This is a genomic window from Kocuria sp. CNJ-770 (genome assembly GCF_001942375.1).
GTDB lineage: Bacteria > Actinomycetota > Actinomycetes > Actinomycetales > Micrococcaceae > Kocuria > Kocuria oceani.
On sequence record NZ_MKJW01000089.1, the window covers coordinates 34,742 to 55,179 of the forward strand.

The following is a 20,438-nucleotide window of genomic DNA, read 5'->3' on the forward strand; positions in this document are numbered from 1 at the left end:
ATGACGCCCATCAGGACCCTGATCATTCTCGGCGCCACCGGCGACCTCACCTCCCGTCTGCTCCTGCCGGGGCTGGGCACGCTGCTCAGTTCGCAGCCGGAGCTGCGGATCGACGTCGTCGGCTCCTCCCGCCAGTCCGAGGACGGGTGGGCGCAGGTGGTGGCGGAGGCCTTCGACGCCGTCGGCGCCTCCGGGCCCGCCGCCGCGCACACCCGGGAGACGGCCCGCTACGTGGCGGGCGACGTCACCGACGCCGGGGACCTCGCCGCTCTGCTCGACGACGCGGAGGGCCCGGTCTGCCTGTACTTCGCCCTGCCGCCGGCCGTCACCGCCCGGGCCTGCGAGGCCATGGCCGGGATGGACCTGCCGGACGACCTGGTGCTGGCCCTGGAGAAGCCGATCGGCTCGGACACGGAGACCGCCCGGGAGCTGAACCGTCTCGTGGGCCGGCTCGTGCCCGAGGAGCGCACCTTCCGGGTGGACCACTTCCTCGGCATGCCGGCGGTGCTCAACTTCGTGGGGCTGCGCTTCGCCAACCGGCTGCTGGAGCCGCTGATGAGCCGGGAGCACGTGGAGTCCGTGGAGATCGTGTTCGACGAGACCCTGGGCCTGGAGGGGCGCGCGGGGTTCTACGACTCCACGGGGGCGCTGCGGGACATGGTCCAGTCCCATCTGCTGCAGGTGATGGCCCTGGTCATGATGGAGCCGCCGTCCTCCTTCGACCAGGTCGAGATCCCCACGCTGACCAGCCACGTGCTGCGGGCGGCGAAGCCCTGGCGGGGCGACCCCGCCGGGGCCGCGGTCCGCGGCCGGTACACCGCCGGCACCGTGGACGGCCGGGAGCTGCCCGACTACACGGCCGAGGAGGGGGTGGACCCGAGCCGCGGCACGGAGACGTTCGCCCAGGTCGTCCTCGAGGTCGACACCTGGCGCTGGAACGGCGTGCCGGTCACCCTGCGCTCGGGCAAGGCCGTGGGCAACCCGCGCCAGGAGATCGCCATCACGTTCCGCCGCCCGCCGCACGACTACGAGCAGCTGCCGCACTCCGGGGACGTCGCGCCGAACGTGCTGCGCATGGGTCTCGAGGAGGAGCAGCTGTCCCTGGGGCTGAACGTGGGCGGGCCCTTCGACTCCCGCGGGATGACGCGGGTGACGCTCTCCTCGGGGATGGCCCGGCCGGGACTGACCGCCTACGGCAGCGTGCTGCGCGGCATCCTCGAGGGCGACCACACCTTCAGTGTCCGCGGTGACGCGGCCGAGCAGGGGTGGCGGATCGTCGACGAGGTGCTGGCCGCCTTCGAGGACGGCCGCGTGCCGCTGCTCGACTACCCCGCGGGCAGCTCCGGGCCGGTCTGAGGGCCGGCCCGGATCTCACCGCCCGGAAGACCCGGTCACAGGTCGCCGATGGCGGAGCCGAGCAGGCGGACCGGCTCGAAGGCCTCGGCGTTGGTGTTCTTCGCCTGAGCGCCGCGGAAGGCGGCCATGCCCCGCACCCGTCCCGGGGTCATGTAGGGCTTGCCCGCTTGGTCGCGGTGGGAGAGCACGGCCTCGACCTTCACGTCCACGTAGCCGTCGATGTCCACGAACACGGACGGGTCGAAGTCGCGGGTCACCGAGGGGGACTCGAAGCACAGGATCGAGTGGTGGGCCCGTGCGGCGCGCAGGGTGGCCTGGTGCACCGCGTAGTGGTCCTGGTGCTGGTCGTGGGCCGAGTGGGTGAAGATCACGTCGGGCTGGAACTCCTTGATCGCGGCCTCGATCGCGCGCACCAGGTCGTTGGTCACCGTCTCCAGCTTCGTGTCCGGGAAGTCGTGCACCCGCAGTCCCGACAGCCCGAGGAACGAGGCGCCGCGCTGGGCCTCGGCCGGGCGCAGGCCGGCGTTGCCGCCGACCTCCCCGGAGCTCATCACCAGTCCGCGGACCTCGTGGCCGGTGTCGACCAGCTTGGCCAGGGTCGCCCCGCAGGCCAGCTCGAGGTCGTCCGGGTGCGCGCCCACGGCCAGCACCCGGCGGCGCTGCACCACGGTGGCCGCCGGGATCCGCCGCTCGGCGATGGCGAAGCCGAAGACGCCGGTGGCGACCAGCGTGGAGACCGCGATCGCGTCGCAGACCAGCGTCACGGGCATGATCGTGGCGCACCACAGGTTCAGCGCCAGCAGCACGGAGTAGACGATCACGATCGCCCGGCGCAGCCCCCTGGCGCCGACGATGAAACGCTTGTGGCGCTTGTAGTTCGCGTCCGGCAGCACGTAGGCGAGGACGATGGCACTCAGCAGAGCGCCCACGACGGATGGCAGCATGTTTCCCCCCAGAGATCATCAGCGCGACCCGGGCACTCCGTCGCGCCCGGGCCGTCGACGCCACCGGCCCCCCGACCGGTTCGGCGTCCACCCGACGCCGGTGGTGACCGGTGCGTCGGGTACCGATCAGTTTGCATGAGGAAACACATTTTTGCATCGGTTAACGGGGTTTCCGGGGACCACAAAACTGTCCACAACCGGGGTGGACCCCGCGGGCGGCCACCACTTTTATCGTCAGCCTGCTTTCCTATTCACCTGTTTCGTGTGAGACTGGGCGAACACGGCTCGACGAGCTCACCCTCGATGGTGACCACCACAGGAAAGAGGTATTTCCATGATCAGCACGATCCAGAACCTTGGTGTCCGCAGCGAGCACGCCTACGCGGCAGGCTTCGCGTCCATCGGCCTGTCCGTCCTGTCCTGGGCAGCCAGCCTCGGCAAGAGCAAGTCCAAGCCGCAGGCCGACCGCTGGGGCCTGTTCGTGGGCGAGTGGACGCCGACCTTCTTCGCGATCGGCATCGCCCTGAAGCTCGAGGAGAGCTCCTCCAAGAAGTAGGCTCCCCGTCCGGCGCGGCACCGTTCCCGCCGCCCGCAGGAGCACCGACGGCCCCCACCGAGCGAGGTGGGGGCCGTCGTCGTGTCCGCGCGAGGGCGTCAGCCGTCGATCCGCGGGAGGTCCTTGACCGCGGGGCCCTCCAGCAGGGCGCCGTCGGCGGCGAAGCGGGAGCCGTGCAGCGGGCAGTCCCAGGACCGTTCGGCGTCGTTCCAGCGCAGCACACCGCCGAGGTGGGTGCACACCCCGGAGATCCGGCAGGTGGTCCCGTCGACCGTGGACACGGCCACGGGCCGCCCGCCCTCACGGCCGACGACGCCGGCGCCCTCCGCCGGCGTCTCCGTGGGCAGTTCCTTCAGCTCGGCCTTGAGCCAGTCCTTCGGGGCGTTGAAGCCCACGCTCGCGTTGAACTTCAGGGCGGTGAGCACGTCCGACGGCGAGGTCACCCGCCGGCCGAGGGTCCGTGCCCACGGGACGTTCCCGCCGAGGATCTCGCTGCTGAGCGCGATCGCGGCGGCGACGGCGTTGCTCATCCCCCACTTGTTGTAGCCCGTGGCCAGGTAGATGTTGCCGCCGCCGCGCGGCAGGGCGCCGATGAACGGGATGACGTTGATCGACTCGTAGTCCTGGGCGGCCCACGCGTGGGTGCGCTCGGCGCCCGGGAAGTGCCGCTGGGTCCACTCCTCGAGGTCGTCGACCGCCGCCTGCGGAGAGGCGGAACGTCCCACCACGTGGTCGTTGCCGCCCACGAGCAGCAGCTCCTGGCCGTCGATCGGCACGGTGCGCAGCGTGCGGGTGGGGCTGTCCGCGGTAATGTACATCCCCTCCGGGATGGAGCCCGGCGCGCCGGGGACCCGGTAGGTCAGGGCGTAGGACCGGTTCGGGGACACCTTCGCGAAGTACGCGCCGCGGTCCAGGACCGGGATGCCGGTGGCGAGCACGAGCCGGTCGGCCCGGACCGAGCCCTCCGAGGTGCGCACGGTCAGGGGCGAGCGGAGTCCCGCGCCCGTGATCCGGACGCCCTCCACGAGCGTGCCGCCGCGTTCCCGCAGCTCGGCGACGAGGGCGCCGAGCACCTCCATGGGGTGGAACTGGATCTGGTCCGGCAGCGTGATCGCCCCGGAGACCTCGTAGGGCAGACCGGTGTCGCTGGTCCAGTTCACGTGCAGGTCCGCCGCACGGGCGGCTTCGAGCTCCTTGCGGAGCTGCTCGGCGCCCTGCGACGTCGTGGCGTAGGTGTAGGCGGCACGGCGCTGGAAGGGGACGCCGCGCTCCTCCAGATAGCGGACCAGCCAGGACTGGCCCTCCCGGTTGCCCTCCACGTAGGCGCGGAGCACCTTGTCGGACTGGTGCCGGCGGATCTGGGAGAGCGTGGTGCCCTGCAGCAGGGACAGCTTCGCCGTGGTGTTGCCCGTGGTCACGGCGCCCACGGAGCGCGCCTCGAGGACGGCGACGCGCTGACCCGCGCGGGCCAGCAGGACCGCGGTGGTCAGCCCGGTCAGCCCGGCACCGGCGACGACGGTGTCGTAGTGCGCGCCGGGGACGAACTGGTCCGACGCCGCGGACGGGACCTCGTACGTGTCGAGCCATACGGATTTCATGGGGTTGCTCCCTCTGGTCGGTGCGGGTCGGCGGACGGGCCGCGGGGCGGCCGGCCCCGGGTCGGCGCGGCGCCCGTGAGGAGGCCGTGCGGACGGCACGGCCGTTCTCGCGGGCGGCCATGGTGCCATCCTGTCCGCCTCGGAGTGGTAAGTCCACTGTCGGAGGGGGTCCCTAGACTCGTCCGCATGCCCCCGGATCCGTCACTGGTCGACATCACCCGCATCTACTACGAACCGGCGGCGGCCGAGCTGCCCCGCGGCCGGGAGGTGCTCGAACGGTGGCCGGACGCCACCCTGGTGGAGGTGCCCAGCCACTGGCAGATCCCGGAGCTGCACGGGGACGAGACCAACGTGCGGCGGTGGGTGCGGATCAAGCGCGAGGCACTGGTCCTGGGCGTGAAGAAGTCGCTGGCGGCGCGGCCCAACGGCCGGTCGGCGGACTTCATCGCGCCGTCCACGGCCAACGGGTGCGCCATGGCCTGCGCCTACTGCTACGTGCCCCGCCGCAAGGGGTACAGCAACCCGGTGACGGTCTTCGCCAACATCGAGCAGATCAGCGGATACCTGGACCGGCACATCCGCCGGCAGGGCGTGAAGCCGGAGCCCAACCAGTGCGATCCGGCCGCGTGGGTCTACGACCTGGGGGAGAACAGCGACTGCTCGGCGGACGCGCTGTTCAGCGACAACGTGCACGACCTCGTGGACCTGTTCCGCGGCCACCCCACGGCGAAGGCCTCGTTCGCCACGAAGTACGTCAACCGCGAGCTGCTGGACTGGGACCCGCAGGGACGGACCCGGGTGCGGTTCTCGCTGATGCCGGAGCGTCTGGCCAAGCTCACGGACATCCGCACGACCCCGGTGCCCGAACGGATCGCGGCGATCGACGACTTCGTGGCGGCCGGGTACGAGGTGCACGTGAACTTCTCCCCGGTGATCGTCACGGACACCTGGCTGGAGGACTGGGCCGAGCTCTTCGACCAGCTCGACGCCGGCCTGGGCCCGGCGGCCAAGGAGCAGCTCGCCTCGGAGGTCATCTTCCTGACCCACAACGCCCAGCTGCACGAGGTCAACACGCAGTGGCACCCCAAGGCCGAGGAGGTGCTGTGGCGCCCGGACCTCCAGGAGGCGAAGCGGTCACAGAACGGGGCGCTGAACGTGCGCTACCGGTTCCGGGACAAACAGCGCTGCCTGGAGCAGTTCCTCGACCTGCTGCACCACAGGCTGCCGTACTGCGAGGTCCGCTACGCGTTCTGAGCTGCGCGTGCCGAGCCTCTGGCGCCGGGAGCGACCCGGCGTCAGGCGACCCGGGGGTCGTAGCCGTCCGAGGGCCGGGAGACCGTGGTCAGCAGGAACACCGAGTCCTCCAGGGCCTCCACGGAGTGCCGCGAGTCGGTGAGGGACAGCAGGTCCCCGGAGGTGAGCTCCTCGGCGAGCTGGCCGCGCTTGAGCACCCGGATCCGCCCGCGCAGCAGCTGGAGCGTCGCGGCCGGTGGGGCCACGTGCTCGGCGAGCTCCCGGCCGGCGCACAGCGCCATGATCGTCTGGCGCAGGACGCCGTCGTGGACCACCAGTTCCGTGCTGCGTCCGCTGCCGGCCGTGCGGGCCTTCGCCAGGTTGGTGCCGACAAGGTCGTCGAGGCGGGGCATGGGTCCTCCTGGTGGGGCGGCGGCCGGGCGTGGTCAGAGCAGAGCGCCCTCGAGGCGCAACAGGTATTCCTTGCGTGCCATGCCTCCGGCGTAGCCGGTGAGCCGGCCGTTGGCGCCGATGATCCGGTGGCAGGGGACGAGCAGGCTGACGGGATTGCGGCCGTTCGCCGCGCCCACCGCCTGGGCCGCCCTGGGCGCGCCGATCGTGCGGGCGAGCTGTCCATAGGTGCCGGTCGTCCCGTACGGGACCTGCGCGAGGGCGTTCCACACCCGCACCTGGAACGGGGTGCCGTGGAGCACGACATCGGCGTCGAACTCCTGCAGCCGGCCGGCGAAGTAGTCGTCCAGCTGTTCGCGCACGTGCGGCAGCACGTCGTCGTCCCGGGCACCGAAGGAGTCGGGGACGGGCCCCTGCCGCGCCCCCTCGACGGACAGCGCTGCAAGCGCACCGTTCTCCTCCACGAGAGCCAGCGGGCCGATGGGTGACTCCACCAGCGCATGGCGGCGGGTGGTCGAGGCGGAAGATGCCGGGCTCAGTCTCAGTCCCATGGCGCAATTCTATGTCGCACGCAATTCCTCCCGCGGCTTGCGGGCGAGGCTGTAGGACGGTTCCCGCAGGCGGCAGGTCCAGTCGTAGTTCTCGGCGCCCGCGGGGACGTTGAGCAAGGGGTCGAAGCGCTCGTCGTCCCCGAACGGCACGCCCGGAGAGAGCTCCACGGTGGCGAAGCGGCGCCACGGACCGAGAGGGGTGGCCCAGGACAGGCCGAGTCGCCACGGCTCGGCCGTGACGGAGGCCCGGAACCGGTCGGGGCGGGCAGGAAGCCGCTCCGCACGGGGCTCGGGGTGCGCGGCCAGCAGGACCGGGCCCTTCAGGCCGCGGTAGGGCATGAAGGACGTGAACGGGCTCTCCGGGACGTACCGGTGGAGAGTCGGCGCGAACCGGGAGAGCCGCCCGCTGCCGGCGGTGGCGAGAAGGATGTCGGCGCGGCCGTCGCTGCGGCCGTCGATCTGGCCGGAGGGCGGCACGGGGCAGCGCAGGGCGAGGCCCAGGATGTCGGGCCACCCGTGCGGGAGGCCGGCGGAGCGGGAGAACCGGACGCGCACGGGGTCCTCGCCGGCCTCGTCGATCCAGCGGATGCCGCTGGATCCGCCGCCGGTGCGGGTCAGGACCCCCTCGAGTCCGACGCCTTCGGAGTGGATGGGCCGCTGCGGCCGGAACTGCTTGAGCAGGACGAACGGCACGCGGAGTGCGGAACCGAGCAGGGCACTGATGGGGACGGTCGTCATGGGCACACGGTACCCGCGGTGGACGCCCGGGCGGTCAGCGGAGACGGACGCGGATCGGTCCGCGAGCCGACCGGCCGTCGACCACGCGGCCCTGCTGAGTGATGTCCACGAGCCCGTCGTCGGCCAACCGGTACGCCTCCTGACGCACGTCCTCCATCAGGTCCCGCCAGCCGACGGGGGCCAGTGCTCGAGCCGCCTCGGAGGGGCAGACGGTCTTCTCCGCGCCGCGCCGGCGCACCAGATCGAGCAGCACCGAGCGCATCTCGGCGGGCGACGGGGTGGTCACGAGAGGCTCCTCTCCCGGTGGGACGGCTCCTGGTACCGGCACGGGACTCCTCGACCGGTTCCTGCACTCCTTCGGAGAACTCCCGGCCGATCTCGGCCAGGTCCGTCTCCTCGCGGAGGGCGTTCTCCAGGCTCCGCTGCCCGGCGGTGGTGCTGGTCATGGTTCATGGTCCCAGGCCGCTCGGACAGCCCGAGCCGCGATCCGCCTCACCGAACGGAGAGGCTCAGCGGCGCCGGCCCGTCACAGGGCGGGCGCCGCCTCCGGCTCAGGCCTCCGCGAACGGGTAGTCGGTGTAGCCCTCGGCGCCCTGGGAGTAGAAGGTCCGCGGGTTCGGCTCGTTCTCGGCGAGGCCCTCGGCCCACCGGCGGACCAGATCGGGATTGGCGATCGCGGGACGGCCGACGACGACGCCGTCCGCCACGTCCTCCTCGAGCAGCCGGACACCCTCCTCACGACTGGTGGGGGTCCCGAAGCCGCTGTTGGCGAGGAACACCCCGCCGAAGGCGCGGCGCAGCCCCTGCACCAGCTCGCCCTCCGGCTCACGGTGCAGGACCGAGAGGTACGCCAGGCCCAGATCGGCCAGGCCGGTCGCCAGGGCGGTGTAGGTGGCCACGACGTCCTCGTGCTCGAGCTCCCAGGCGTCCTGGATGTTGTGCTCCGGGGAGATCCGCAGGCCGACCCGCTCCGCGCCGATCTCGTCGACCACGGCACGCACCACCTCGAGCACGAAGCGCGCGCGGTTCTCGGGGGTGCCCCCGTACTCGTCGGTGCGCTGGTTGGCGCCCGGGGCGAGGAACTCGTGCAGCAGGTAGCCGTTGGCGCCGTGGAGCTCCACTCCGTCCAGCCCGGCCTCGACCGCGTTGCGGGCGGCCCGCACGAAGGAGTCCACCACGCCGGGCAGCTCCTCGGTGGTGAGGGCGTGCGGCACGGGCAGCGCGGACTTGCCGCGGTAGGTGCGGATCTCGCCCTCGATGGCGACCGCGCTGGGCGCGACCGGCTGGGCGCCGCCGTTGAGGTCCGGGTGGGAGACCCGGCCGGCGTGCATGACCTGCATGAAGATCCGCCCGTCGGCGTCGTGCACGCTGTCGGCCACGCGCCGCCAGCCCTCGACCTGCTCGGGCGTCTGGATGCCGGGCTGGAAGGCAAAGCCCTGCCCGACCACGTCGGGGTAGGTGCCCTCGGTGACGATGAGGCCCATCGAGGCGCGCTGGGTGTAGTGCTCCACGTTGAGCTCGCCGGGGACGCCGTCGCGGCCGGAGCGCATCCGGGTCAACGGGGCCATGACGAGACGGTTCGGCAGCCGCAGGGAACCGAGATCGAGCGGGGTGGTCAGGGAGGACTTCGGCACGGGGAAACCTTTCATCAGGGAACTGCTTCTTTCCGTGTCAACGGGATCGGGGGCCCAGATATTTTCGCCTCCGGTGTCTCCTGCCTCACATTCCCGGTCGGCGACCGTCACCGGGGGCGGACTCCGGCGGGGTGCGACGCCGCGAACACGTCCTATCCCGCGCGCGATCGGCCGTAGCCGCGCGGCGTGGCCCCCAGGACCGAGCGGAACTCCCGGGTGAGATGGGCCTGGTCCGCGAACCCGAGCTCCGCGGCGAGCACCCCCAGGTCCGTGTCCGGGTCCGCGCGCATCCGTTCGGCGGCCTCCTGGAGCCGACGACGGCGCAGCAGCAGCTGCGGCGGCATCCCCACGAACCGGGCCGCGAGCCGTTGCAGCGAGCGCACGGACACGTGCAGCTCCCGCGCCAGGTCGTCCGGGCTCCGTGCCCCGGTGCCCGACTCGACCAGATCCACCAGCCGGTTGGCCAGGACGCCGTCCCGCGCGGCCTCCGAGGGCAGTCCCGCCGCCCGGGCACGGACGTGCTCCACGACCAGCGCCGCGGCGCGCTCCCGCCGGGCGGCGGCGTCCCGGCCCGGCCCCGCACCGGCCATCGACTCCGCCACGGCACGGTGCAGTCCCGGCGCCTCGAGCGGCACCGACCCGTCGAGCAGACCGGCCGGGCGCTCCGTGAACAGCAGGACCCCCGCCGGGCGCAGCAGCGCGCCGACCGCCCAGCCCTGCCCGGTCAGCACCCGGGTGGACGCGCGGGTCGTGGGCCCGTGCAGCGCCACCCCGTCGGGTTCGACCACCACGTTGCTCGCCGGATACCCCAGCACCAGCTGCTCGACGCGCTCCCCCGGCGGCAGGCTCCACTCCGGGATCCACAGCTGCCGGACGAGGTGGGCGACGTCGTCGGGCGCGGGAAGGCGCGCCACCGTGGCGTGCGGTCCCGGGGTGAGGTGGCCCCGCGTGGTGGGCGGCTCGCTCATGACCCGAGCGTAGCCACCGCTCCCTCCGGGATGTCGGGAATCTTCAAGACCGCGCCGGACCCGCGTCCTAGGCTCGCGGCATGAGCACAGAACAGAGCGTCCGCGGCGTCACCGGGACGCACACGACCGACGGCACTCCGCACGGTTTCACGTCCCTCACCCCGTTCCTCGCCGTGGTGGACGCCGCCGCGGCGATCGACTTCTGCACCAGCGTCTTCGGGGCCGTCCTCGTCGACCGCACCGACATGCCCGGCCCGGACGGGACGCCCGTCGTGGTGCACGCGACCCTCGACCTCGGCAACGGGCGCTTCCAGCTCGGCGAGGCGAACCCCGCCTTCCACCTCGTCCCGCCGCCGGGCGGCGACGAGGCGTGCTGCTCGCTGGGCCTCTACGTCCCGGACGTCGACGACGTGGTGGCCCGTGCCGTCGCGGCCGGCGCCACGGTGCGCGAACCCGTCAGCACGTTCGTCTCCGGGGACCGGTACGGCAGCATCCGCGACCCGTTCGGCATCCGCTGGTCGATCATGACGCGCGTCGAGGACCTCTCCGACGAGGAGAGCAACGCTCGCGTGGCCGAGTGGGCGGCATCCTCCGGCCAGGAGTGACCCCGACACCCGTTCCCGGGCACATCGTGTCCGGGCGGGGGCGCGGGGCACCGGGCCCTTCCGCCGGGCACCGGGTCCGGGCCCCGTGCGCGGACTCCTCAGCACCGCCCACGGGGCCCGGTTCCCGGGACGCATCACCGGCCACCGGCCCTCCAGCCCGCGATCGGCGACCACCAGCACTCCCTGGTGTCCCGGGAACCCCGCAGGACCCAGACAACCACCGCGGGCTGAAGCGCACCTGAAGCGGCACGTCACGGGTCTCCTGCCACGCCGCGGCTCAGCCGCGCAGCCGCAGCAGCGCCCTCGTCGTCGCGTCCCCGTACCCACCGCCGAACCGCACGGCGTGCACCAGCAGCGGGGGCAGCTGGTACCACGGCACCCGGTCCTCCCAGCCCGGGGCGAGCGGGTGCTGCGCGTGGTAGGCGGCCAGGCAGTCCTCGCCGAAGCCGCCGAAGAGCAGCATCATCGCGATGTCGATCTCCCGGTGCCCCCAGTACGCCGACGGGTCGATCAGCCAGTTGCGCCCTGCGGCGTCCACGAGCCGGTTGCCGGCCCAGAGGTCGCCGTGCACGAGCGTCGGCGGCTCCTCTGGCCCGGCGAACTCGCGGGCCCGCGGCGCGAGCTCCTCCAGGAGGTCAGCGGCACGCTTGTCGATCCGGCCGGACGCGACCGCGTCCTGCATCAGCGGACGGATCCGCCGCTCGAGCAGGAACTCCGCCCAGTCCTGCGTCGGGGACAGGTCCACCTCGAAGGAGCCGATCCGCCCGGGCAGCTCCGGGGCCAGCGCGCCGAATGCTGGTCCGTGGACGCGGTGCAGGTCCGCCAGACCCCGCCCGAAGGCCTCCTCGGTCCCGGCCCCGCGGGGGCCGGTCGACTCCTCGATCCACTCGAGGACGATGCCGTCCTCCGACCAGCGCACCACCTCCGGCACCCCGAGGGACTCCGGTGCGTGCTCCCGCAGGGCCTGCAGCCCGGCGACCTCCACCGCCATCATCCCGGCGGGCGGGTCCGCCATCGTCTTCGCGAACAGGGGACCGCGGGCCGTCTCGAGGCGGAACGCGGCGGCGGTGTCGCCGCCGCCGAGCGGGCGCGCGCGGCCGACGCCGAGGTCGTCGACGAGGTCAGGGGGCAGGTCCAAGGAAGTCATGACCCCGTTCTACTGCATGGGCGGCTGCCTGGCGCAGCAGTGGTGTCCGGAGGTGGTGCACACGCTGGTGCGCCGGGCCGTCCGGGACCGCCTCACTGCTCGCCGCCGGCCTCGCACTGGTCGGCGCAGTCGCGCAGCCGCGCCAGGAGCTCCCGGGCCACGGGGTCCTGGTCGAACTCGCCCACCACGAGGCGTCGCACCCCGGAGTCCTCCTGGATCTCGATGACATAGGTCTGCTGGTCGGCCGCGCCGTCCGGGATGGTCGGGCCGGCCGACGACAGCCGGTGCGTGCAGACGGTGTCGAAGAGGCCGAGCAGCTCGTCGCGCCGGGCCGGGGGCAGGGCTTCCGTCTCGAAGGCCCGCTCCGCGGCCAGGCCCGGGAAGTAGGCGATGCCGCCTTCCACGTGGTAGCGCACTCTCGCCATGGAGGGCACCGTCCCTTCCTCGGACGCGGATGGGGCCCGGCGCCTCCCCGTGGAAGGCCGGCGAGCGCGGGCCGGATCACTTCCCGAGTCTACTCGCGGCACCCTGCCGGGTCAGGTGCCAGCACCCGTCCGCCCCCGTGAAGGTGGACATGGCACCGGTGGCGGCGTCACCGGCCAGGGTGCCGGCGTACTGGGCCGGACCGTCGTCGAAGCGCAGCAGCAGCGTGCCGTCCTGCTGGTGCCATCTGCCCGTGAGATCACCGCTGAAGGAGCCGTCCTCGTGGAACGCCAGGGACGCGCGTGCGTAGGAGCCCGTGCAGCCCCAGCTGTAGTGCAGCACCCACACGTCCGCGGCCGGTTCCGCGGCGGGCGCGATCTCCGCCGCGATGCCGACCTGCTGCCAGGCGCCCTCCACCACCGCCCGCTCGGCGGGTCCGTGCAGCGCGGCGGCGTGCTTGATCGTGAGCCGCGCGAAGTCCTGGAAGCGGGCGACCCGGCGCAGGCGCCGCAGCTCGAGGTCCCGCATCGCGGCGTACCAGATGCGACCGGCCTTCTCCCAGGTGTATCCGCCCAGCCCGGCCGCGGCCAGGTAGAAGGCCCGGTTGGGGATGCCCGAGTTGATGTGCACGCCGCCGTTGTCGCTGAGCGTCTCCACGAAACGGGACATGTGGTCCGGCTGGGGGTCCTTGCCGAGCACCGCGTCGTCGAACGCCGTTCCGGGCGCCTTCATGGAGCGCAGGCCGACGCCGTTGACGGCGCTCGTGAACAGCCCGGCCCCGATGACCCAGTCGGCCTCCGCGGCGGTCTGCCGGGGCACCGCGACGTACTGCTTGACCATGGCCCCGATGACGTCGGAGAAGTGCTCGTTGAGCGCCCGGCTGGTGCATGTACAGGAGGTCGGACTCGTGCGTGGTGACACCGTGGCCCAGCTCGTGGCCGATGACGTCCACAGCGGCCGTGAAGCGGTTGAAGTACTGGCCGTCCCCGTCGCCGAAGATCATCTGCCGACCGTCCCAGGCCGCGTTGTTGTACCTCTCCCGGTAGTGGACCGTGGCGAGCAGCGGCATGCCGGCGTCGTCGAGCGAGTGGCGCCCGAAGACCTCGCGCAGCAGGTCGACCGTGGCACCCAGCCCGTCGTACGCCTCGTCGACGGCGAGGTCCCCGGTGGGCGGCTCCCCCTCGGAGCGCACCGGGGTGCCCGGCAGTTCCCCGGTGTTGCGGGCCGTGTGGACCGTGCGCCCCGTGTGGGCCGCCACCCGCGCCACGACACCGCCCGCGGTCAGATCGGTGATCAGCCGCTCGGCCCGGACGGTCGTGTCCACGGACAGGGCGGACAAGGCGTTCCTGCGGGTCTGCTCGTCACCGTGCTCGGCCATGTGCTCGTGCACGAACGGCGGAATGACACCGCAGAGGGCTCCGTGTGCGTGCTGCATCGCGCTCTCCTCCCGACGCTCGCGCATCAGATCCGGTTCCCCGCGGCGTCCAGCTCGCCGGGTGCGGCCTCGCCGGGCTCGGCCCTCCGGCCGGCGACGTCGGCGGGCTGCTCGGCGCCGCGGTCCGACGGCTCCGCCGCGCCCTGCTCGATCAGGTACCAGCAGCCGTTCAGCGAACCGTCGAGGGTGGACATGGCGCCCGTGCCCACACGGCCGGTGACCGTCCCGCCGTACTGGGCCGGCCCGTCGGTGAAGCGGAGCAGCAGGATCCCGTCCAGCTGCCGCCAGGAACCCGAGCAGCCGCCGCCCGAGAAGGTGCCCTCGGTTCGGAAGTCCAGGCTCGTCCGCCCGTAGTTCCCGGTGCAGCCCCAGCTGTAGTGGAGCACCCAGGTACCGGAGATCGCCACCGTCCCACCCCTTTCCTCCTGTGGCACAGGAGTGCTGGAGCGGCTGCCGGTCACTGGACCTCGCCACCCGTGGCACCACTGCGTCGCCGTGGCGGCCCCCGGGCGTCCGCCCGGGGGCCGATCACCGGTTCGTCGGCGGGGCCGGGAACCGCTGTGCACCGATCGTGCCACTCGGGTCGGACGGCCCAACAGCCGCCGCGTGGGTCAGCAGCCGGCGCCCTGCCCCGCCGTGGGAACTCAGAGGATGCTCTTGGGCACCCGGTGGATGGTCACGCTGCCGATCGCCTGGAAGGGGTGCAGCGGGTCCGGGTCCTGCGATCCCGTGGGCCCACCGAGTTGGGAGTGCACAGTGGCGCTCATGAGCACGTACGTGTCCTCCTTGCTGAAGCCGTGCTCCTGTGTGAGGAAGCAGAACGCGTCCTCGTAACCGCGCTTGATGCTCTCCTGCACCGTGTCTCCGATGCCCACGAAGATCCATTCGGTCGCCGTCTCGATCCGCGGTGCGCGCAGCGGCAGGTCCTTCACCACGTCGACGCTGACCTTGGCCACCCCCTCGGTCTCGATGGCCACGAAGGTCGACTCCCCCTGGGCCATCACGGCGTGGAGGTCTCCGACGAACAGGTACGCCCCCTCCACCCGCACGGGCAGGTAGACGGTCGATCCCGGCCCGACGTCCGTGATGTCGATGTTCCCGCCCTCCGCGTAGGACGGCATCACGGTGTCGTTGCCCCCGGTGGCGGGAGCGGTGCCGATGCAGCCGATCATGGGAGCCAGTGGAACCACGTGCGTGTCCGTCAGGTGAGCACCGGCCTCGTCGATGGGGATCTTCCGGGTGAAGATCTCCTCGCCCATCACGTCCGTCAGCGCCCCGGAACCCGGGATGGACACCGACCAGCCGTACTCCTTGAAGTCGATGCCGTGCACCGTGACGGCGAGCGCGTCACCGGGCTGCGCGCCTTCGACGTGGACCGGGCCCGTGACGGGATTGAACGGAGTGGTGACCTTGTCGAGGTCCTTGAACCGGTCCATCTCCTCGTACTCGGCGTCATTGGTCTCGAACCCGATCACCTCGCCCGTGCCCGGACGGACCCGCAGCACCGGTTCGTGCTCGGCGGAGAAGGAGGTTCGGCCGTGCGCCTTGCTGAGGAAGTGGTCCATGAGAGGGTGCCTTTCGTGCTGAGGGGTCGTCGTCGTGGGCGTCAGTGGCTGGACACGGTGATGTCCTCGTGGTCCTCGGCGAGCTCGGTGCTGCGCCCGGTCCTGCGGTAGTAGGCGAAGACGAGCGCGCCCACCCCGATCCACACGAGCCCCGCGATCTTGGCCTGGGTCTCCGCGTTGAGCAGGACGTAGCCGATGATGGCGAACCCGATCACCGGGAAGGCCAGGTGGACGAGGTAGTTCCGGGACTTCCGCCGGCCGATCCAGAAGACGACCACGGACAGGTGGAGCAGCAGGAATCCGGTGAGCGCGCCGAAGTTCACCATGGAGGAGATCAGGCTGATCTGGCCCACGAAGAACAGCACGAGCACGGCAGAGAGACCGCCGACGAAGAGGATCGCGTAGCTGGGGACCTTGCGGGTGTTGATGTGCCGCAGGAACTTCGGCAGCTGGCCGTCGCGGCTCATCGAGTACAGCAGACGGCTCGTGGCGGCCTGGGCGGCCATGGCGTTGGCGATGCCGACCGCCAGGACGTTGCAGACGAAGAACGCGTTCATCACCGGGGTGGAGGCGATGGTGCCGATGATGTCGAAGAAGGCGTTGCCGACCCGGTCCTCGGGGATGGGCTGGTACGGCCCGGCGAGCAGGCTGGCCAGCCAGGTCTGGGTGATGAACAGGGTCGCGACGATGACCAGGGCGAGGACCATGGCGCGGCCGGCGGAGCCGCGTCCACCGGTGGACTCCTCCGCCATGGTGGAGATCCCGTCGAAGCCGAGAAAACTGAGCACGGCGATCGACAGGGCCGTGGCCAGCAGCGGTGCGCTGACGGTCGCGGGATCCCACAGCGGCGTGATGCTGAACGAGGAGCCCGGAGTCGCCCCGTCGGTCAGGGCACGGATGCCGATCACGAAGAAGGCCACGATGAAGGCGAGCTCCATGACGAGGAAGACCCGGTTCATCCACTTCAGTGAGCTGACTCCCGACATGTTGATCACCACGTTGACGGCCACGAAGAGCAGCGCCCACATCCAGCGCTCGCTGCCGGGAAAGATGCCGATCATGGATTCCGCGGCGAAGACGTACAGCAGCGTGGGCACCAGGAGGTAGTCCAGGAGCATGAGCCAGCCGGCGAAGAAGCCCAGGTTGGGGTGGATCCCCTTGCCGACGTACGAGAAGACGGATCCGGCGAGCGGGATGGCCTTGGCCATCTGGGCGTAGGACAGCGCCGTGAAGATCATGGCGACCAGTCCGACGAGGTAGACCAGCGGCACCATGCCCTGGGCCTCGTTGTAGACGGTGCCGAAGATCGCCCAAGGAGCGATCGGAACCATGAAGATCAGGCCGTAGACGAGGAGGTCGAAGGTGGTGACGGAGCGGCTGAGCTCCTGCTTGTAGCCGAGGCGCTCGAGCTGCTGCTGCGAGGAGAGCGCGGTGGAGATGACGGGTTCGGACACGGCAGGCTCCTAGAACAGAGGAGGAGTACGAGGAAGAACAGGAAGAGGTGTGCGGAGAACCGCTGAGCAACGGGCGGAGGATCACTCCGGGGGCGCGTCGTGCTCCTTCAGGAACTCGGCGATCAGCGCCCGGAACTCCTGTGGTTGCTCGAGGTGCGTGCAGTGGCTCGCCCCGGCGAACACGTGCGAACGAACATCTGGGATGCGCTCGACGAACGGTGCCCACGTCTCGGGAGCTGCCTCGTCGAACTCCCCGGCGACCACGAGAGTGGGCGCGTCGACGGAAGCAAGACGGTCGATGATCGACCAGTTCCGCAGGGTCCCGATGACATGGAACTCGTTGGGGCCGTTCATGGTGTGGTAGACGGTCGGGTCCTGCTCCACGAGGCGCTCCGAGTCCAGATAGTCCTCGGGCACCTCCGCCGTCCGATGCACGTGGCGGCGGTCGTACTCCTTGGTGGCCGTGACATAGTCAGGGTGGTCGAAGGCCCCGGTCGCCTCGTGGGACTCCAGCGCAGTGCGGACGTCGTCGGGCAGGTCGGCCCGCAGGCGCTCAGCCGCCTGCGCCCACAGCTCCATGGAGGCCGGAGAGTTGCAGATTGCGAGACCTGCCAGGCCCTGGGGACGACGCACGGCGATCTCGGCCCCGAGCATCCCGCCCCAGGACTGCCCGAGCACGTGGTAGGCCTCCAGACCGAGATGATCGATCACCGTGAAGAACTCGTCCACGAACAGCTGGGGAGTCCAGAAGTCCGGGGAAGCTTCCGGGCGGTGGGAGGATCGGCCGCACCCGAACTGGTCGTACAGGACAACCGTCCGGCCGGTCTCGTCCGCGAGCGCGGAGAGGCTGCGCAGGTAGTCGTGACAGAAGCCTGGCCCTCCATGCAGGACGACCAGTGGGAGGGCCCCCGGTCGGGGAGCATCCGGGGTCGTAACCTGGACCCAGGTGGACCCGTCGGTGAACGGAACGTCCAGTGAGGTGACAACAGACACAGCGTCCCTCCTTTCGTTGCGGTCATCGTAGCCACCAAAAGGTCTGAAAAGTAGACCTTTTTGTTAAATCTGTGTTCCGTCGAGCATCGAGCCCTGAAAGAGGTGGCATGACCGGATCCAGCCCGGGCGCCCCCGGCCCCCTGGACAGGCCACTGGCCCCGCAGTGCAAAGCGGACGCGGTCCGCGAGCGCCTGATCACTGCCATCGCGGTCGGCCAGTACCTTCCTGGCACCAAGCTGCCCCCCGAGCGTGACCTGGCGCAGACCCTCGGAGTCAGCCGGGCCACCCTCCGCGAGGCCATGGCCCAGCTCGAGGAGACCGGCGTGCTCATCAAGCGTCTCGGCAGGACGGGTGGCTCCTTCGTGGCCGAGACCGGCAACTCCCACGAGCAGTTCCGCGACGTCGCGGTCCGTGTCCTGGGCACGTCCTGGCAGGACCTGGTGCACGCCTCCGATGCGATGTGCCGCCTCCAGGACACGATCGTGCGCGCCGCTGCCGAGAACCGCACCGAGGAGCACGTGCACCTGCTGCACGAGCGGCTCGAGGAGTTCCGCGCCGCACCGTCCGGGCGCGCCAAGCAGGCCGCCGACGCCGCTCTCCACCTCGCGATCGCAGAGGCCGCCGGCAACCCGGTGCTGGCCGACATCCTCTTCCGGGCCGAGCAGCAGCTCGCCCTCTCGGCGCCGGTGCACCTGTGGGGCGATCCTCAGGACCAGGCCGACATGGAAGAGCGCGCCCTGCAGGACCACGAACAGCTGGTGGCACTGATCACCGCCCGTGACGCCGATGCCGCCGGGCACCTGGCGCGGCGGCACGCGGGCATCGACCTCGACCTGCTCGAGCGCTTCCGCGCGCGGGCCTAGCAGCGGACGCCCCACGGCCGCGGTGATCCGGCCGTGGGGCGGCGACCCGTCTCGGATCTGGAATCAGCAGCCGGCGCCCTGCGGGTTCTGCAGGCAGTCGTCCGCGTAGTTGCGCACCGTGGAGCGCCAGACGCTGATCGGGACGGGGGCGCTCGCGACGTCGTTCAACCCGGCCACGGGCAACCACGGCCCACCCGCCACGGAGTACTCGCCGTAGAACCAGGTGGTCAGCGTGACCGCGTAGTCCCCGGTCTCGGTGTAGACGTGGCTCGTGTCGGTCTCGACGTCCCACGCCCCCTCTTCGAGCGGGGCGCCGCTCAGCTCGGTGGGCCCGAGCGCGCCCCCGTCCCCGTAGTCCCAGGCGTACTGCACCGGGACGGCACGCACCTGCACGGGGAAACCACCCAGTTCGGTCGCGAACTGCTGGCCCTGGGCCTCCGCGTAGACATTGGTGTGCATGCCCTTCAAGGTGTCCGGCGCCGGCTGGACCGCGCTGGCCGCAGGCGCGACGGCGAGCGTCCTGAAATCCTGCAGGGTGAAGGTCGGCAGCTCCACGATCTCCTCGTCGCCCTCCGCCTCGGCGGCCGCCACGCACATGGGCTCTCCCCACGGTGTGCTGGGGCCCTCCCCCTGGCGCACGACGACGTTCATGTAGACGCCTTCGCCACCCCCGTCCGTGGTGCAGACCCGCTCGGCGAGGCAGTCGTCGAGGACCGCGCCCCTCCGGTTGGTGCACGGGTTCTGCAGGCCGAACGTCTGCGACTTCGACTGCGCGATCGTGTCCGGGTTGAACGGCCGGTCGATCCCTTGGTCGCTCAGGTACTGGCGGAGCGCTTTCTGGAAGGCAGGATCTTCGTCGGGGTCATAGGCGACCGGGCCGGCTCCCACTGCGACTACGGCCTCTTCGCTGCTGTCGGCGACAACCGGGGGCCCCTCCTCGATTCTGACTTCCAATTTCATCTTATTTCCGTCCGCAACAGCCGTCGTCTCCCTCGACAGGTCTACGCCGCGCTGACTGGGAACGGAATGACCGCTCCCTGCCCGAGATACTCGATCTGCCAGTTCTGACGGAGGTGCAGAGTTCGCCGAGGCTAAATCGACAGGAATACACATGAGGCCCATCAAGAGAACCCAGACATGAAAAGGTCTATTCATCTGACACGCCTACTCCGGGCATATTTGCCGCAGTGATGTAGATCCAAGCATCCTGGTCGAAGTCAAGGTAGATCGGAAATGGATCTCCCTTCCCCGTTCGCGGCTGAGCCTCATAAGTCACCCGCCCCTGTTCAACCAGCTTTATGCCTTCGGAATCAGACAAAGCAATAGGCTTGTAAACTCCGTCACTCGTTGGTGTGATAACCGATTCCTGCAATAATATGCTTTCCCTGCCTCCGACAAACCACGCCCCTTGCTCATAAACATCTTCGACTACATTGAACTGGTCGATACACACTTCACACGATTCACTCACTATGGCACGCACATACGTTGTATCGCCGGTTTGATTCGCGTACCACATCGCGTCGGACCAGTAGTCGAGGAATGCCTGCGCCCCCTCCCGGGACTCCTCCCGCGCGAGCTCGGGCATGACCGGTTTCGGCACGTTCTGCGCCGGCCCGTCCAGCGAGGCGGGCACGTACTCGGCGGACGCGTCGGCGGGGCCGGACGTGGACGACGGTGGCGGCGAACCACCGCCCGTCTCCTCCGCGGCGACACCTGCCGATGCCGGGCTGGAAGGCGACGCCGCGGCGCCGTCGTCGTCGGGGACGCAGCCGGTGAGGACGAGGGCCACGAGGAGGGCTCCGCCGGCTGCCGCCGGGAGTGGACAGGACCGCACCATGGATTCCCCGCTTCGCTGTGCCGTGGCCGGACGCCCCGGTCGGATGGGTCAGATGCTAGACCGCGCGCGCTGTGCTCGAGCAACCCCTGTGGAGGCAATCAAGACGCGTTTGCATGCGGCCTGG

The 20,438-nt window shown here is 70.9% G+C and carries 22 protein-coding genes and 1 pseudogene; 5 read left to right on the forward strand and 18 right to left on the reverse strand.

All coding sequences use genetic code 11. From position 1 onward, the window contains the following. Positions 1-1,356 (forward strand): glucose-6-phosphate dehydrogenase, encoded by a 1,356-nt coding sequence (locus tag BJF77_RS08220; protein ID WP_075871844.1) that lies wholly within the window; start codon positions 1-3, stop codon positions 1,354-1,356. A 35-nt stretch (positions 1,357-1,391) separates the two neighbouring features. Here BJF77_RS08220 and BJF77_RS08225 read toward each other — a convergent pair whose 3' ends face one another. Beyond that, positions 1,392-2,300 (reverse strand): PIG-L deacetylase family protein, encoded by a 909-nt coding sequence (locus BJF77_RS08225; protein WP_083665032.1) that lies wholly within the window; start codon positions 2,298-2,300, stop codon positions 1,392-1,394. A gap of 334 nt (positions 2,301-2,634) precedes the next feature. Between BJF77_RS08225 and BJF77_RS08230 the strand changes: the two genes are divergently transcribed. Further along, the gene (locus BJF77_RS08230; protein ID WP_047802332.1) at positions 2,635-2,856 is read left to right on the forward strand and encodes a hypothetical protein; all 222 of its coding nucleotides are present in this window, start codon (positions 2,635-2,637) and stop codon (positions 2,854-2,856) included. Positions 2,857-2,954: 98 nt separating this feature from the next. Here the strand turns inward: BJF77_RS08230 and BJF77_RS08235 are convergent, their stop codons facing one another. Then, complete coding sequence (locus BJF77_RS08235) at positions 2,955-4,454, reverse strand: FAD-dependent oxidoreductase (protein ID WP_075871845.1); 1,500 nt, start codon at positions 4,452-4,454, stop codon at positions 2,955-2,957. A gap of 186 nt (positions 4,455-4,640) precedes the next feature. Here BJF77_RS08235 and BJF77_RS08240 point away from each other — a divergent pair, with 186 nt between their 5' ends. Next, positions 4,641-5,708 carry a spore photoproduct lyase family protein gene (locus BJF77_RS08240; RefSeq protein ID WP_075871846.1) on the forward strand — a complete coding sequence of 356 codons (1,068 nt, stop codon included), beginning with the start codon at positions 4,641-4,643 and terminating at the stop codon, positions 5,706-5,708. Between the two features lie 41 nt (positions 5,709-5,749). Here the strand turns inward: BJF77_RS08240 and BJF77_RS08245 are convergent, their stop codons facing one another. The 6 genes from BJF77_RS08245 to BJF77_RS08270 all read right to left on the reverse strand — a co-directional run bounded on the left by BJF77_RS08245 (position 5,750) and on the right by BJF77_RS08270 (position 9,989). Then, on the reverse strand, positions 5,750-6,100 hold the full coding sequence (locus tag BJF77_RS08245; RefSeq protein ID WP_047802335.1) for a hypothetical protein: 351 nt from the start codon (positions 6,098-6,100) through the stop codon (positions 5,750-5,752). 33 nt (positions 6,101-6,133) lie between these two features. Beyond that, the gene (locus BJF77_RS22315; protein WP_047802336.1) at positions 6,134-6,649 is read right to left on the reverse strand and encodes a methylated-DNA--[protein]-cysteine S-methyltransferase; all 516 of its coding nucleotides are present in this window, start codon (positions 6,647-6,649) and stop codon (positions 6,134-6,136) included. A 9-nt stretch (positions 6,650-6,658) separates the two neighbouring features. Next, the gene (locus BJF77_RS08255; protein ID WP_083665033.1) at positions 6,659-7,387 is read right to left on the reverse strand and encodes a hypothetical protein; all 729 of its coding nucleotides are present in this window, start codon (positions 7,385-7,387) and stop codon (positions 6,659-6,661) included. 34 nt (positions 7,388-7,421) lie between these two features. Continuing rightward, positions 7,422-7,673 carry a DUF3253 domain-containing protein gene (locus BJF77_RS08260; protein WP_222844982.1) on the reverse strand — a complete coding sequence of 84 codons (252 nt, stop codon included), beginning with the start codon at positions 7,671-7,673 and terminating at the stop codon, positions 7,422-7,424. A gap of 265 nt (positions 7,674-7,938) precedes the next feature. Continuing rightward, positions 7,939-9,036, reverse strand: coding sequence for an alkene reductase (locus BJF77_RS08265; RefSeq protein WP_047802338.1), 1,098 nt, complete (start codon positions 9,034-9,036; stop codon positions 7,939-7,941). Positions 9,037-9,173: 137 nt separating this feature from the next. After that, positions 9,174-9,989, reverse strand: a complete 816-nt coding sequence (locus BJF77_RS08270) for a helix-turn-helix domain-containing protein (protein ID WP_047802339.1) — start codon at positions 9,987-9,989, stop codon at positions 9,174-9,176. Positions 9,990-10,069: 80 nt separating this feature from the next. Between BJF77_RS08270 and BJF77_RS08275 the strand changes: the two genes are divergently transcribed. Next, positions 10,070-10,594 carry a VOC family protein gene (locus BJF77_RS08275; protein WP_075871847.1) on the forward strand — a complete coding sequence of 175 codons (525 nt, stop codon included), beginning with the start codon at positions 10,070-10,072 and terminating at the stop codon, positions 10,592-10,594. 277 nt (positions 10,595-10,871) lie between these two features. On the opposite strand, the gene BJF77_RS08280 is transcribed toward BJF77_RS08275, so the two are convergent. The 8 genes and pseudogenes from BJF77_RS08280 to BJF77_RS08315 form a co-directional block, all read right to left on the reverse strand. Next, a complete protein-coding gene (locus tag BJF77_RS08280; RefSeq protein ID WP_075871848.1) occupies positions 10,872-11,741 on the reverse strand; it encodes a fructosamine kinase family protein in 870 nt (289 codons plus the stop codon). A gap of 92 nt (positions 11,742-11,833) precedes the next feature. Continuing rightward, entirely contained in the window at positions 11,834-12,166 is a 333-nt protein-coding gene (locus BJF77_RS08285) for a protealysin inhibitor emfourin (RefSeq protein WP_139318485.1), read from the reverse strand. Between the two features lie 76 nt (positions 12,167-12,242). Beyond that, a complete protein-coding gene (locus BJF77_RS22570) occupies positions 12,243-13,085 on the reverse strand; it encodes a M4 family metallopeptidase (RefSeq protein ID WP_075871849.1) in 843 nt (280 codons plus the stop codon). A 52-nt stretch (positions 13,086-13,137) separates the two neighbouring features. After that, positions 13,138-13,626: pseudogene (locus BJF77_RS22575) on the reverse strand (peptidase M4 family protein); the annotation flags it as partial. Continuing rightward, positions 13,626-14,006 carry a hypothetical protein gene (locus BJF77_RS20505; protein WP_075871850.1) on the reverse strand — a complete coding sequence of 127 codons (381 nt, stop codon included), beginning with the start codon at positions 14,004-14,006 and terminating at the stop codon, positions 13,626-13,628. The pseudogene BJF77_RS22575 and the gene BJF77_RS20505, both read right to left, overlap by 1 nt. Before the next feature lie 237 nt (positions 14,007-14,243). Beyond that, positions 14,244-15,164 carry an acetamidase/formamidase family protein gene (locus tag BJF77_RS08305; RefSeq protein ID WP_075871851.1) on the reverse strand — a complete coding sequence of 307 codons (921 nt, stop codon included), beginning with the start codon at positions 15,162-15,164 and terminating at the stop codon, positions 14,244-14,246. Between the two features lie 41 nt (positions 15,165-15,205). After that, the gene (locus BJF77_RS08310) at positions 15,206-16,618 is read right to left on the reverse strand and encodes an APC family permease (RefSeq protein WP_082157237.1); all 1,413 of its coding nucleotides are present in this window, start codon (positions 16,616-16,618) and stop codon (positions 15,206-15,208) included. A gap of 81 nt (positions 16,619-16,699) precedes the next feature. Further along, on the reverse strand, positions 16,700-17,611 hold the full coding sequence (locus tag BJF77_RS08315) for a proline iminopeptidase-family hydrolase (protein WP_075871852.1): 912 nt from the start codon (positions 17,609-17,611) through the stop codon (positions 16,700-16,702). Between the two features lie 107 nt (positions 17,612-17,718). Here BJF77_RS08315 and BJF77_RS08320 point away from each other — a divergent pair, with 107 nt between their 5' ends. Next, positions 17,719-18,474: a FadR/GntR family transcriptional regulator gene (locus BJF77_RS08320; protein ID WP_075871853.1), complete on the forward strand. Its 756-nt coding sequence runs from the start codon at positions 17,719-17,721 to the stop codon at positions 18,472-18,474. Positions 18,475-18,537: 63 nt separating this feature from the next. Here BJF77_RS08320 and BJF77_RS19420 read toward each other — a convergent pair whose 3' ends face one another. Continuing rightward, positions 18,538-19,434, reverse strand: coding sequence for a PKD domain-containing protein (locus BJF77_RS19420; RefSeq protein WP_255396187.1), 897 nt, complete (start codon positions 19,432-19,434; stop codon positions 18,538-18,540). Between the two features lie 187 nt (positions 19,435-19,621). Beyond that, positions 19,622-20,266 carry a DUF6318 family protein gene (locus BJF77_RS19985; protein WP_139318487.1) on the reverse strand — a complete coding sequence of 215 codons (645 nt, stop codon included), beginning with the start codon at positions 20,264-20,266 and terminating at the stop codon, positions 19,622-19,624. Positions 20,267-20,438 lie beyond the last annotated feature (172 nt).

Bases quoted from the DNA above. Each gene is read 5' to 3' on its own strand.
- BJF77_RS08220 (WP_075871844.1), top strand. From the start codon at position 1: ATGACGCCCATCAGGACCCTGATCATTCTCGGCGCCACCGGCGACCTC.
- BJF77_RS08225 (WP_083665032.1), bottom strand. From the start codon at position 2,300: ATGCTGCCATCCGTCGTGGGCGCTCTGCTGAGTGCCATCGTCCTCGCC.
- BJF77_RS08230 (WP_047802332.1), top strand. From the start codon at position 2,635: ATGATCAGCACGATCCAGAACCTTGGTGTCCGCAGCGAGCACGCCTAC.
- BJF77_RS08235 (WP_075871845.1), bottom strand. From the start codon at position 4,454: ATGAAATCCGTATGGCTCGACACGTACGAGGTCCCGTCCGCGGCGTCG.
- BJF77_RS08240 (WP_075871846.1), top strand. From the start codon at position 4,641: ATGCCCCCGGATCCGTCACTGGTCGACATCACCCGCATCTACTACGAA.
- BJF77_RS08245 (WP_047802335.1), bottom strand. From the start codon at position 6,100: ATGCCCCGCCTCGACGACCTTGTCGGCACCAACCTGGCGAAGGCCCGC.
- BJF77_RS22315 (WP_047802336.1), bottom strand. From the start codon at position 6,649: ATGGGACTGAGACTGAGCCCGGCATCTTCCGCCTCGACCACCCGCCGC.
- BJF77_RS08255 (WP_083665033.1), bottom strand. From the start codon at position 7,387: ATGACGACCGTCCCCATCAGTGCCCTGCTCGGTTCCGCACTCCGCGTG.
- BJF77_RS08265 (WP_047802338.1), bottom strand. From the start codon at position 9,036: ATGAAAGGTTTCCCCGTGCCGAAGTCCTCCCTGACCACCCCGCTCGAT.
- BJF77_RS08270 (WP_047802339.1), bottom strand. From the start codon at position 9,989: ATGAGCGAGCCGCCCACCACGCGGGGCCACCTCACCCCGGGACCGCAC.
- BJF77_RS08275 (WP_075871847.1), top strand. From the start codon at position 10,070: ATGAGCACAGAACAGAGCGTCCGCGGCGTCACCGGGACGCACACGACC.
- BJF77_RS08280 (WP_075871848.1), bottom strand. From the start codon at position 11,741: ATGACTTCCTTGGACCTGCCCCCTGACCTCGTCGACGACCTCGGCGTC.
- BJF77_RS08285 (WP_139318485.1), bottom strand. From the start codon at position 12,166: ATGGCGAGAGTGCGCTACCACGTGGAAGGCGGCATCGCCTACTTCCCG.
- BJF77_RS08305 (WP_075871851.1), bottom strand. From the start codon at position 15,164: ATGGACCACTTCCTCAGCAAGGCGCACGGCCGAACCTCCTTCTCCGCC.
- BJF77_RS08320 (WP_075871853.1), top strand. From the start codon at position 17,719: ATGACCGGATCCAGCCCGGGCGCCCCCGGCCCCCTGGACAGGCCACTG.
- BJF77_RS19420 (WP_255396187.1), bottom strand. From the start codon at position 19,434: ATGAAATTGGAAGTCAGAATCGAGGAGGGGCCCCCGGTTGTCGCCGAC.